Origin of the sequence: Candidatus Avelusimicrobium faecicola (genome assembly GCA_900540405.1) — a bacterium.
GTDB lineage: Bacteria > Elusimicrobiota > Elusimicrobia > Elusimicrobiales > Elusimicrobiaceae > Avelusimicrobium > Avelusimicrobium faecicola.
In genome coordinates, this window is the sequence record UQFW01000045.1 from 1 (window position 1) to 11,706 (window position 11,706).

Sequence of the window (11,706 nt, forward strand, 5' to 3'; positions counted from 1 at the left end):
CCAACAGCGTTTACAGCAAATCCAGGTATCTGTACCGCAAGGGGAGGCGCAATAATATAGTGTGTTTTTTATAAGCATCTAAAAAACCGGACTTTTAGAAAAGTCCGGTTTTTTGTACCGTTTAGTAAAAGGCCCTGTGCTTAACCCCTTTTTATTTGTAGTGTTTTTGGAGCGTTTTTTGCACTTGCCCCTGGTTGTTTTTAATGCGTATGGCGCTAAAGTGTACGGCCCCGGCTACATTTTTGTATTTTTTCAGCTCCGCCATCTGCTTGTCTAATTCGGCCGGGTCTTTCCATTCGTTGCCGTGCTTATAAGTCCCCAGGCCGATATAGAGCTTCACCTGCGGGTTGCGTTCCATTTCTTTATTCCACCATTTGAGCAGTACGCCGTACGGGGCCACGCGGTGCCCAAAGTGCCAATACAGTTGGGGCACCACATAATCAATCCAGCCTTGTTCAATCCATAGGCGGGAATCGGCATATAAGCCGTCGTCATAGGCGGAAAACGCCCGCGTGGGGGAGCCTGTTGGGTCTTTGGATTGGTTGCGCCACACGCCGAACGGGCTAATCCCCAGCGGCAGTTCCGGCTTGGTGGCTTTGAGGCGTTGGTGTAAATCACGCACGAACGTATTTACATTACTGCGCCGCCATGCGGCTAACGGCTGTCCGTTGCCGTACTTTTTATAAAGCTCCGCATCCGGCCACGGCACGGTTTTGCCGTTCTTTTTAACGGGGTAGGGATAAAAATAATCGTCTAAATGGATGCCGTCCACGTCGTATTTTTCGGCTACTTCGGCAATGACGTTTATGCTGTGGCGGCGCGCCGCGGCAACGGCCGGGTTATAGTATTTGCGCCCGCCGTAAGAAACCAGCCAATCCGGGTGCTTTTTAATGGGGTGGTTTTCCGATAGGGCGGCTTTGGAAACATTTTGCACGCGGAACGGATTAAACCAGGCGTGAAAGGCAAGCCCGCGTTTGTGGGCCTCTTTTATCATAAAGGCAAGCGGGTCATAATGGGGGGATACCCCTTGCCGCCCGGTTAAATAGTAGCTCCAGGGCTCCTGGCGGGAGGGCCAAAACGTGTCCGCCGCCGGGCGCACTTGCACAATCACGGTATTAAAATTTAACTGTTTGAGTAAATCCAGCAAATCGGTAAATTCTTTTTGTTGGGCCGCAGGCGGCAGGCCGGGTTTGGAGGGCCAATCCATATTTTCCACGCTGGCTATCCACACGCCGCGCATTTCTTGCGGCAGAGGCATGGCTTTGTAGCGGGTGTCCGGCTCGTCTAAAACAGAGGGGTTTTTCAAAACCGGGGGTTGCGGTTTGCGGGCGGTAGCGGGGGGAGCCGCCGGCGTTTTGCGGGGAGCTGCGGCGGGTTTTACCGCTTGTTGTTGGATGGCATCCGTCAGCGGAGCGGGGCCCGTTTGCCGGGCAGACGGCACCGCACACGCGGCCGCTAGAAAAACAAACATCAAAAAGGGGAATAATTTACGCATACTGTTAGTTTATCAATTTGTGGGGAAAACAAACAAACGCCCCGGTAAAGGGGCGTTTATGAAGAATGGCGTTAACGGCTTAGCGCAGGGGAAAGGCTCCCTTGGGCTTTGCGCTTGCCCAGCAGAATTTCCGCCGCCGTGCGCAAAGTTTGCGGGGTGGGGCCGTAAAGCGCCAGGGCCGTTTGGGCCTGCGGATAAAAAGCCAAATCATACGGACTTAAAAGGGATATAAATACCGCGCCCGGGTTTTCTTTCAGTAGCGTATTAATAATTTGCTGTTGGGCAGCGTCCGGCGTGCCGTATTTTTGGTACGAGCCGATAACCAATGTTTGCTGTTCTTTGGCGCACGCCCGGGCGGCGGAGAGTTCTTCCGGCTCCGGAGACATCGGCACAAACACGCTTTGGGTTTTTACGCGGGATTCTTCCAGCGTTTGGGTAAACTCAGGCAACATATATTCCAACGCCGGCTCCGTAAAAAATACCGCGCATACGCTTTGCGGGCGTTTGGCAAACGGTTTGCCTTTTACCAGCGTGACCCCGCGCCGAGCCGCTTGCAGGGCGGATTTTTCAAAATCCGTTTGCTTTTTGGGTTTGGCTTGCGGCGTAAATAAACCTGTTTTTTGTTTAAGCTCCCACACCCGCCGGGCGCTTTGTTTCAGGCGTTGCGGGGTGAGCGTTTTGCCGTATTGGGCTTGTATGTAAGCAATCGTATCGTACGGTAAATCTTTGCCGATAAGCGGCATATCCGCCCCGGCTTGGTAGGCTTCCAGTACGGCTTGCGGGGTGCCGTTGGCGCGTTTGGCGCCTTCCATATCCAAACTGTCGGTGGCTATTACGCCCTCAAAACCTAACTCCCCGCGTAAAAGGTCCGTTAAAATGCGGCGGGAAAAGGTGGCGGGGTGTTCTTTATCCAAGGCCGGATAAATAACATGGGAGGACATAATGCCCCAAATGCCCGCATCTATGGCGGCGCGGAACGGCGCAATATGCTGTTCCATTAATTCTTTAAGCGGCAAATCCGTCACCGGGGAGCCAGTGTGGGAGTCCACCGCCGTATCCCCATGGCCGGGGAAGTGTTTGGCAAATGCGGCCACCTGCCGGGCCTGCAAGCCTTTTACGGCCGCTTGCGCGTTTTGCGCCACGCCTTGCGGCCACGCCCCAAAAGAGCGCGTGCCGATAATGGGGTTATTCGGGTTGGTGTTTACGTCCAAATCCGGCGCAAAGTTGATTTGCCCGCCCAGGGCGCGTATTTCGTCCGCCGCCGCCCCGTAAACGGCCCGCACCGTTTTTTTGCTTTGCCCCGCGCCCAAAAGCATATTGGACGGCAGGCGCTTCATACCTAAAAATAAGGGGGAAATGACGGAGCCGGACTCGTAATCAAACGCAATTAAAAGGGGAATTTGGTGGCGGGAGTCTTTTTCCCATTGGCGCAGCTGGCGGATGGTTTGCAAGGTTTGGGCGCGTTTGGCGGCCGGGTCTTCCTGCCCGGTCAGCCCGCCTTTAATCAGCACCGTGCCGATAAGGCCGCTTTTTACGGCTTGTTCATAAGGGGCCTGTTGGCCGGCATCTATGCGTACCACCAGGGTTTGGCCGATTAGTTCTTCGGGCGTTAAATCGTCTACTTGAAGGGGCCCTGCCGCTAGGGCCGGGGCCAAAAACAAAGCCATTAAAAAGCCGCGTATTTTCATAAAAAACCTCCTTATATGCGGTTATTGTAGCAAAAAAATGCATTTTGGCGCGTAGTTATAGAATAGGGCCTTGAATTGTAATGCAAAAGTAGTAAACTGTAAAAAAGGGGGGCGTAAATGCACAAAACCAAACCAATGTTGGCGGTAGTAGCCGCCGTTTTATGGGCCGGGCCGGGGTTCGCCCAGTTGCAGGATACTTGGCATTTTGGCGTAAAGCCGACGGAAAACATCACCACGCTGGAAGTAAACCCCACGCTGACGGTGATTGATAATAAAGAGGGTATTTCCATCAGCGGGGTGACGTTAAAAAGCTACCGGGTGATTGACGAAAATTTTAACTGGGGGGCGGAATTGCCGCTGCTGCGTTTTGAAACGCCGGGCCATTCCGTCAACGGGATAGGCGATATTAGTTTATCCGCCACCGGGGTACATAAACTGCATAGCGGTATAGACGTGGGGGCCAAACTGGAAACCATGCTCCCCACCGCCACCAAAGAGGCCCTGGGCACCGGGAAATGGGTGATTAGTCCGTCCGTTTTTGCGGTTATTAATTTGCCTTACCAGTTTTACATACACGGGGAGTATAAACATTATGTAAGTGTAGCGGGGGACGGCGGGCGCAGTACGGTTAATTACGGCCGCCCGCGCCTGACGGTGGGGTATACCTCTCCGGCCCAGTGGTATGTTTTAACCACGCTTTATTATTATGTGGATTTTGAAAACGATTTACAGCATGAATTTGCACCGGAAGCGGAAATTGGCACTTTGGTAAACGAAGGCACCGCTTTTTACGCCAATGTGAGTACACACGCGGGCGGCAACTGGAAACAAAAGGATTGGGGGGTGAGCATTGGTTTCAAATTACTGTATTTATAAAATTTTTTTCCTATACGAGGGAAAGAGGGGGAGGTACCCCATGGGAATGTACCGCACGTGAAACGGGAGGCTTGTTTTTGGAAGCCTCCCGTTTTGTTGTTTTCTGTACGCAAAAGAACGCTTATATTTGGCGGCGCATGGCCATAAACAGTTGGTCAAAAGTAATGGCAATATCGTACGCTTTTTGGCGGATGAGCGGCCCGTCGGCACCTTTTACCAGGGTATCGGTGATGGGTATAGGCAGCGTAAGCGGTTTATCCAAAAATACATAATGAACAGGGGCTTCACCGTCTGTATCTTGGGTGAGCCGCAGGCCCGCAAGCCATTTACGCATAATTTCTTCCGGGTGTTCGGTAAATGCCTGTTTGGCGAACGGTTCCAACTGCTCTTTTAATAGGGCCGTATCGGACGCCTCTTTGGGGGTTAAAGAAAGCTGGCCCAATATTTTGGAAACAAATAAAATGCCTTCCCCGGGGTAAGACACCGCAAAATACGGTAAAATTTCCCGGTCGCCGTCTTGCCGGAAGACATAACAGTTTTCGTATCGTTCTTGCTCGGTGGGGGTTTCAAGCGTTCGGATAGATATTTCTTTTTGGCTGGTCATAAATACTTCCTCCCCAAAACGGGCCCGGGTTTAAGAGAGCCAAACATTCGCTAGAGTAAAAAAGGCCCGTTTCCTTTATTATAGTACAAAAACAGGCTTGATAAGCGCACTTGGCAGGTGCTAAAATGGGTTAGTTAATTTGGTACAATATAAATAAAAAAGGAGTTTTTAGAATATGAACAAATCTTTTACAATTTTAACGGCCGGTATTTTATTGGGTGCGTGCGGTACTTCTACCGCGCCCGCGCCGGAGCCGGAAACGCAAGTAGTGGAATCTTTCACCCCGGGAACGCCGGTGCCGCCTAAAGCCGGAATGCAGGTGGAAGAAGTAAGCGCCGCCCCGGAACCGGCCTCTGAATATACCAAATACGAAGGCACCCTCCCGGCGGCTGATGCGGCGGGCATAAAAACCACGCTTATTTTGTTTGAAAACGGCCGCTTTGCGTTGGACGAAACGTACATCGGGCGTGACGCTTCTTTTACCCAGGTGGGCACTTATACGCGCCAAGGGGATATTATTACGTTGCAAGCGGAAGAAGACACCCCGCGCTACTATCAGTTGGGCTCCGACACCGCCACCTTGCTGGACCAGGATAAAAAACCTGTGCAAGGGGAACTGGCGCCGTATTACACCTTAAAAAAAGTAAACGAATAACCCAAACACACGCCGGAAAACAGGATTGTATGAGAAAAACCACGGGTGAATGCCCGTGGTTTTTTGCGGCCGTAGGAGTTTGCCAATAAGCAAGTTCCCTGTTTGCTCTATGGGTTGTTTTCCAAATACGGCGTTAAGGTTTTTTTGTGGTTGACGCCTAATTCTTCCAAATGCGCCGCCGCTTTGATAATGCCTTGGTTGCCCCTTAATGCTTTGTCGGCCTCGGTATAGGCTTTATCGGCCGCGGTAAGGGCGGTTTTTACGCCGTCCATACGCTCTACAAAGCGGCTTACGCGGGCGTGCATATCCGCCCCGGTTTTTAGGATTTCTTCCAACATTTTGCTGGTGCGTTCCACCCGCCAAAGCTGTTCCACCACCTGCATAACGGAAAACAGGTTAGACGGCGTGACAATAGCCACTTTTTTAGATTTGGCATACGCGTTTAAGTCTTTATCCGCCTTTAATGCGGCAAAGTAGGCGTATTCTATGGGGATGAACATAAACACGAACTCTAAACCGTTTTTGAACAGTTTGGCCTGGTAATCTTTGGCGGAAAGCTCGTCAATATGTTTGCGGATGGCAGAGAGGTGCTGTTTCAAAAATTGCGCGCGGTGGAAAACTTGCTAAAAACGCGCGGCTACCGCGTGGCCGTAAACAGCCCTTTTGCGGGCGCGATGACCACCCCGCTAAACATCCGCTATACGGCGCTGATGATAGAGATTAATAAAAAGTTGTATCTGCCGGAAGCGGAAATTTTTGCCCCCGGCTCCACCGGGGAAAAGCAGCCCTTGCTTCCCGGTGCGCAAGCCTTGCGTGAAGTGTTGCAAGATGTAGTGGAAATTTTATTAGAAGATACTTTGGAATAAATTTGTGCATCCGCAGGCGGCAAGCGCGGCCCCGGGGTGAGGTATATTTATCCGTAAATAAACGCGCATTTATTCATTGTTATAAAAGTGAAAAAAATATACAATAAAACGAAGGTATGTATTTACCTTTATACCAATACTGAGGTGAAATGTATGAAAAAAATCGTATTGTTGATGATGGCTTGCGCTTTTATGGCCGCCTGCATGGGTACCCGCGGTACCGTCGGTGGGAAAAAAGTTTGCACCAACAGCTATTTGTTGGGCGTGTTGTCTATCAGCGAATTAGTGTCCCCCTGCGGCAAATAAATAATTCTGTTGCAAAAAAAGTGCCCTGGTACAACGCCGGGGTGCTTTTCTTGTAATTTATGTATAAGGACTGGACTATGAAAAGGTTTTTTTGTGTCGCGTGCGTGTGTTTCCTGCTGGCCGCTTGCCAAGCCGACAGGCCCCGGCCGGATTTGAGCAGTGCGCAAGCGGCTACCCAAACGCTTACCGATTATTTTTTGGCAAATCCGCAAGTTGAAAAAATTTTCCCTTATTTATCCCAATGCAAATTGGCGCCTGCCGCCCCGCAAGCGCCCCAACAAAACCAGGCTGTTGCCGCTACTTATATGTGTTCCGTGGAGCCAAACGATACCCAACGCTATATTGCCGTAGTGTCGGCGGACCCGAATTTAATGGGCGAAGTGGATATTTATAAAAATCACGCGAAAGACGCTGTCTATATAGCACTTTTGGATTACGACAAAAAGGCCAACCGTCTAACGGGGTTCAAACTGTTATTCAACGTCCACACCAAGCGCGTAGAAAAACAAACCGAAGTGACCGTGGAGCCTTAACTTTCCGCCGCTCTCGTTTTTAATGTGTGTACGCCAATTAATGCCGGAGCGTTTACATAACCGGAAAACCATTAGCCCGTCCGTGCCGCCCCCGTTCCACCACCCGCCTTGTGGAAAAACAGCCCGCCGCGGCGGCGGAGCCTTAATTCCCCGCGTTTTTAATGTGCGCAGGCGGGGAAAAAGATTCCGCGTTCTCCCACCGGGAAACAAACGCTAAAATAAACGCGTATTCTTTAATTTCTGGGGAAAATACATCCTTTCCCTTTGTTTGTTTGAAACTCCATTTATCAGTTCTTTACTTTTGAAAAATACACGCCCCACAACCTAAAACTCATTTTTGGCGCAATTTTCTATTTTTGTGGCGCTATCCACCCGGGGGCCTTCAAATTATATAGGAATTATTTATGTTATACAATAAAATTGTTAAAATATAAATTAAAAGCTGTTGGGGCGGATAGCAATATGGCAAAAGACCTTTCATCTAAATTAATTAATTTGTTCAAATTTATCAAAGAAATAAATATTGAGAAAATAAATCTCAATTTTTTTGTGTTGGTACCATTGAACCAAATTTTTATAGCGTAAATAAAGTTATATCGTCATTATTTTAGTGTTGTAAGCTCTTCAACTTTTCCCCAAAAATTAGAACAAATAATAAGCATGGGATGTAATCATACGGAGCGGATGGCCTGCCTCTAAGAAGTGCAATTTGTACCGCTGTTTTTAATCTTCGTGCTTTTTAGCATACATTCTATATATATTGATTAAAACATTTATTTTATATTATATGCTTTTAATATTTACATTATATTTTTAGGCTTATTGAAGATTAAATTTTGTTTTTCATCAAAAGTAAACGGCTTCCCGTGTACTACTACCAGATGAGAAAATATTTTCTGAATAAAAAGCTGTATAGGCCCCGATATTAATTAGGTACATTAAATAATCAGGCAAAATTTGCAAAAAATTAACAGCTTTTTTGATAGCTACAAAATATATTATAATAAGCATGAGGATAAGTTTTCAGGAGTGTTTTATTATTTGCATACGCCACCTTGTGGCGTATGAATGGGAAAGGGACTTATGAATACCTCCGCCAAGAGTTTCCACAAGCCCTTTCCCACAATTTCATAAATGCGGTGGAACAATTGATAGTAAAAAAAATAAATATACGCAATTTCTTTCTAAACGGAACAGAGTATTATTTGTTTGGAAAAATATTACTTCAAAATCTCTTTTTATTAGTCACATTTTCTGGTTATTATTACGTCCAAATTTCAAGGTATTAAAGAGCGTTTGGAAGTTTTTACCGGACATACGGAACCGAAGAGCAATAGAAATTAAAGAACAAATGCTTAAAGAATTGTTGAAACAAGCAAAATATTTTAGGCAAAAGTGTATGTCGGCGATGCTACAAAAAACATTAAAGGGGGAAATATGAAAATTATTGTTCAAGCAGGTGGAAAAGGAACTCGATTGGAAGGATTAACACACAATAAGCCTAAATGTTTGGTGCCTGTTAATAATTTGCCCATTCTCTTTTATGCTTTTCAGAAATTCAAAGATGCGGATTTTACAATTATCGCAGATTATAAAACAGATGTTTTGGAAAAATATTTGGCCGCATTTGCCAATCAGTACAAATTTAACATTGTAAAAGCCACCAAAAAAGGCACGGCTTCCGGCATTAAAGAGGCCATAGCGCCCCTGCTTGATGATGAGCCTTTTATGATTATTTGGTGCGATTTGATACTGTCTGACGGATTTGAAATTCCTACGGAAACGGGGAATTATATTGGTATTTCTAAAGATTTTGAATGCCGTTGGTCTTATGTAGAAAATCAATTTATTAAAACCCCTTCAAAAGAGAACGGCGTGGCAGGCTTGTTTGTTTTTGAAAATAAAAAAGTATTGCAGAATGTTCCCGAAGAAGGCGCTTTTGTAGATTGGTTAAAAACGCAACCCATAGCTTTTAAGCGGTTGGATTTGTATGGTTCCAAGGAAATTGGAACCTTATTGGCTTATTCGGATAATAATGATACTTCGCACCGTTGCCGCCCATTTAATTCTATGGAGTTTGACGGGGATTTGGTCATTAAGCGTGCAATCACAGAACAGGGGCAAAAAATAGCATTAGACGAAATTGCTTGGTATAAGCATGTTAAGCAATTGGGCTTTAAAAATATTCCCGAAATTTACGAGTATGAACCGCTGAAAATGAAACGTGTTCGCGGGAAAAATATCTTTGAATACGATTGTATTACAAAAACACAAAAATGCGATATTTTAACAAGCCTAGTACAGGCGTTGCATACTTTGCATAATCTGGAACCGGCCCAACCTGTTAATGAAAGTGATGTAATAGAAAATTATATTACAAAAACTTTTGACCGTTTATCCAAGGTGGAGCATTTGGTGCCATTTGCGGAACAGGAATTTATCAAAATTAATGGACAATACTATAAAAACATTTTTTTTAATAAAGACGAATTGATTTCCCTAGTACAAAAACACATGCCCACGGAATTTAGGTTAATTCATGGGGATTGCACTTTTTCCAACCTGATGTTTGATACTTTTGATATGCGCGCCGTATTGATTGACCCCAGAGGCTATTTTGGCAAAACAAAGTTGTATGGGGATGCCGATTACGATTGGGCCAAATTGTATTATTCTATCAATGGAAATTATGATTTGTTCAACCGCAAAAAGTTTACCTTGGACATCAGAGAAAAAGATGTAGAACTTGCCATAAAACCTAATAACTGGGGGGATATGAGTGATTATTTCTTTGATTTGTTGCCTAATGTAAAAAAAGAAAAAATCAAAATGTTGCATGGCATTATTTGGCTTTCGTTAACTACTTATGCTTGGGAAGATTATGACTCCATTTGCGCCGCCTTTTATAATGGACTTGTCAAACTGGGAGATTTGTTATGAAGTTAACTCTTTCTTCCCTTCCGCACACTTGGATTTTGGATGTGGACGGTACCATTGTAAAACATAATGGGTATAAAATAGATGGTTATGACACCTTGTTGGCGGGAGTAAAGGAGTTTTTTGCCTCCATACCCTCTCAAGATAGGGTTATTTTGCTCACGGCACGCAAGGCTGAATATTTGCCTGCATTAAAGGATTTTTTAACCAAAAATCAAATCCGTTACGACCATATTATTACGGATGTGCCTATGGGCGAGCGTATTTTAGTAAATGATAATAAACCCAGCGGTTTGAAATGCGCTTATGCAGTTAATAAAGAAAGAGATGGAATCTTTCATTTAGATTATTGCGTGGACAATAGCAAATAGGAAACGATATATGAGATTGTTTGAGAAAATAAAGTTGCACACAATGGATTCTACAAAGTCTAGGGTCATACTTGTATTAGGAAAACCCCTTGTTTATTACCAAAGAGAACATTTTTTTAAATCTTTTACTTTTGCATGGAATTTGCCAGTCAAAAATACCTCTATTCCCGTTTTTTATTTAAAAGTAAATAGAGTTGCTGACTATACTTTGCCGTGTGTCCAACATTGGATAAATATTATTAATAATATGGGTGCTGATTTTTATTTTTTATGTGATAATAAAAAATTACAAAATGAGATATTACGCAGGATTTGTTTCCCTAATATGAATGTCAAATTTATATCAAGTAGCAAGTGCTCCCAATTGAGAAAAATTGTAAAAAACATATCAACTCGGTTTTGGATTAAAGCAACTTATGCCCATTTAACAACCTTTTTTCATGCAAAGAAAACGGGGGTTAGGTCTTTTTGGAATATAGACGCTGACGATACTTTTTTCGCTATGCCAATTGAAAAACTTTCCAAATACTTGAAAAAAGTAGAAGAATACGCAGAAGCATACAATATATCGGCTTTTTCTTTAGATATGCATAGAAGTCGTACTTTTGGAAGGCATTGGTCTTTTGGTATTACATTTACCCGCATGTCAATAGATTGGTTTCATATTTTAGAACAAAATACTGACTCTAAATGGCAGAAATTATACGATAAATATGCTTCTGAATTTAATTTAGATTGGTTTTTTACTTATTTAAGAGATTATAAAAATATAAAAATGGAATCTTTTTATTTAGATAATACTATGTTTATTCATTGGGGAAATTTTTTGCTGAATATTCCAGGGGCTGCTGTTTTTAGTTGGGAAAATAATAGAGTTAAATTCCCAATAATTTTAGGAATCTTAGGTGATGAAAAACTTGGTGATATTCCAATATGTCCAGATTGTATCAAATTTAGTACATCTTGCAAGAAAAAAAGTAATCAGAAATTTATTTCTGATTATTTGGCATATTTATATAAACCTTCAAAGCAAATGGAAAACTTGTATAAAGCAATGACTTTTTAAAAAGTTGTAGATTATTAATTTGGGTTGTAAAAATTAATAATTAAAATTTAAGGGAGCAAATATGCATTCCTATTTATTATCAATACAAAATGTCATAGCAGCAGAAATTAAAACATTAGAAAGAGAAGCACTTCTTTTATCATCTTCCCACTTATCTCATGTATTAGACTTAATGCAAAATACGCAAGGCAGGATTGTTTTTACGGGAATGGGTAAATCCGGCATTATTGCGCAAAAAATTGTAAAACATATTATTACGGATGTGCCTATGGGCGAGCGTATTTTAGTAAATGATAATAAACCCAGCGG

Annotated in this window: 12 protein-coding genes and 1 pseudogene; 9 read left to right on the forward strand and 4 right to left on the reverse strand. The window is 44.2% G+C overall.

Going from position 1 to position 11,706, the window contains the following annotated elements; translation table 11 throughout:
* Positions 1-151 precede the first annotated feature (151 nt).
* Positions 152-1,495: a family 10 glycosylhydrolase gene (locus ACQY18_RS05185; protein ID WP_428039097.1), complete on the reverse strand. Its 1,344-nt coding sequence runs from the start codon at positions 1,493-1,495 to the stop codon at positions 152-154.
* A 71-nt stretch (positions 1,496-1,566) separates the two neighbouring features.
* Positions 1,567-3,183: a glycoside hydrolase family 3 protein gene (locus tag ACQY18_RS05190; protein ID WP_428039098.1), complete on the reverse strand. Its 1,617-nt coding sequence runs from the start codon at positions 3,181-3,183 to the stop codon at positions 1,567-1,569.
* Positions 3,184-3,300: 117 nt separating this feature from the next.
* On the opposite strand from ACQY18_RS05190, the gene ACQY18_RS05195 reads away from it, so the two are divergent.
* On the forward strand, positions 3,301-4,059 hold the full coding sequence (locus ACQY18_RS05195) for a hypothetical protein (RefSeq protein WP_428039099.1): 759 nt from the start codon (positions 3,301-3,303) through the stop codon (positions 4,057-4,059).
* A 121-nt stretch (positions 4,060-4,180) separates the two neighbouring features.
* Here the strand turns inward: ACQY18_RS05195 and ACQY18_RS05200 are convergent, their stop codons facing one another.
* Positions 4,181-4,663, reverse strand: a complete 483-nt coding sequence (locus tag ACQY18_RS05200) for a hypothetical protein (RefSeq protein ID WP_428039100.1) — start codon at positions 4,661-4,663, stop codon at positions 4,181-4,183.
* Between the two features lie 175 nt (positions 4,664-4,838).
* On the opposite strand from ACQY18_RS05200, the gene ACQY18_RS05205 reads away from it, so the two are divergent.
* A complete protein-coding gene (locus ACQY18_RS05205; protein WP_428039101.1) occupies positions 4,839-5,318 on the forward strand; it encodes a copper resistance protein NlpE in 480 nt (159 codons plus the stop codon).
* A gap of 107 nt (positions 5,319-5,425) precedes the next feature.
* Here the strand turns inward: ACQY18_RS05205 and rmuC are convergent, their stop codons facing one another.
* Complete coding sequence (rmuC, locus tag ACQY18_RS05210; protein WP_428039102.1) at positions 5,426-5,917, reverse strand: DNA recombination protein RmuC; 492 nt, start codon at positions 5,915-5,917, stop codon at positions 5,426-5,428.
* Here rmuC and ACQY18_RS05215 point away from each other — a divergent pair.
* From ACQY18_RS05215 to ACQY18_RS05245, 7 genes and pseudogenes are all read left to right on the forward strand, one after another.
* Positions 5,906-6,184 carry a hypothetical protein gene (locus ACQY18_RS05215; protein ID WP_428039103.1) on the forward strand — a complete coding sequence of 93 codons (279 nt, stop codon included), beginning with the start codon at positions 5,906-5,908 and terminating at the stop codon, positions 6,182-6,184. The genes rmuC and ACQY18_RS05215 overlap by 12 nt on opposite strands.
* A 153-nt stretch (positions 6,185-6,337) precedes the next feature.
* Entirely contained in the window at positions 6,338-6,490 is a 153-nt protein-coding gene (locus ACQY18_RS05220; protein ID WP_428039104.1) for a hypothetical protein, read from the forward strand.
* Between the two features lie 77 nt (positions 6,491-6,567).
* Entirely contained in the window at positions 6,568-7,023 is a 456-nt protein-coding gene (locus ACQY18_RS05225; RefSeq protein WP_428039105.1) for a hypothetical protein, read from the forward strand.
* Positions 7,024-8,460: 1,437 nt separating this feature from the next.
* A complete protein-coding gene (locus tag ACQY18_RS05230; RefSeq protein ID WP_428039106.1) occupies positions 8,461-9,963 on the forward strand; it encodes a sugar phosphate nucleotidyltransferase in 1,503 nt (500 codons plus the stop codon).
* Complete coding sequence (locus ACQY18_RS05235) at positions 9,960-10,331, forward strand: hypothetical protein (protein ID WP_428039107.1); 372 nt, start codon at positions 9,960-9,962, stop codon at positions 10,329-10,331. The genes ACQY18_RS05230 and ACQY18_RS05235 overlap by 4 nt, the downstream gene beginning before the upstream one ends.
* 10 nt (positions 10,332-10,341) lie before the next feature.
* Positions 10,342-11,397 carry a hypothetical protein gene (locus ACQY18_RS05240; RefSeq protein WP_428039108.1) on the forward strand — a complete coding sequence of 352 codons (1,056 nt, stop codon included), beginning with the start codon at positions 10,342-10,344 and terminating at the stop codon, positions 11,395-11,397.
* A gap of 61 nt (positions 11,398-11,458) precedes the next feature.
* Positions 11,459-11,706 (forward strand): annotated as a pseudogene (locus tag ACQY18_RS05245) (hypothetical protein); the annotation flags it as partial.

Bases quoted from the DNA above. Each gene is read 5' to 3' on its own strand.
- ACQY18_RS05185 (WP_428039097.1), bottom strand. From the start codon at position 1,495: ATGCGTAAATTATTCCCCTTTTTGATGTTTGTTTTTCTAGCGGCCGCG.
- ACQY18_RS05190 (WP_428039098.1), bottom strand. From the start codon at position 3,183: ATGAAAATACGCGGCTTTTTAATGGCTTTGTTTTTGGCCCCGGCCCTA.
- ACQY18_RS05195 (WP_428039099.1), top strand. From the start codon at position 3,301: ATGCACAAAACCAAACCAATGTTGGCGGTAGTAGCCGCCGTTTTATGG.
- ACQY18_RS05200 (WP_428039100.1), bottom strand. From the start codon at position 4,663: ATGACCAGCCAAAAAGAAATATCTATCCGAACGCTTGAAACCCCCACC.
- ACQY18_RS05205 (WP_428039101.1), top strand. From the start codon at position 4,839: ATGAACAAATCTTTTACAATTTTAACGGCCGGTATTTTATTGGGTGCG.
- ACQY18_RS05220 (WP_428039104.1), top strand. From the start codon at position 6,338: ATGAAAAAAATCGTATTGTTGATGATGGCTTGCGCTTTTATGGCCGCC.
- ACQY18_RS05225 (WP_428039105.1), top strand. From the start codon at position 6,568: ATGAAAAGGTTTTTTTGTGTCGCGTGCGTGTGTTTCCTGCTGGCCGCT.
- ACQY18_RS05230 (WP_428039106.1), top strand. From the start codon at position 8,461: ATGAAAATTATTGTTCAAGCAGGTGGAAAAGGAACTCGATTGGAAGGA.
- ACQY18_RS05235 (WP_428039107.1), top strand. From the start codon at position 9,960: ATGAAGTTAACTCTTTCTTCCCTTCCGCACACTTGGATTTTGGATGTG.
- ACQY18_RS05240 (WP_428039108.1), top strand. From the start codon at position 10,342: ATGAGATTGTTTGAGAAAATAAAGTTGCACACAATGGATTCTACAAAG.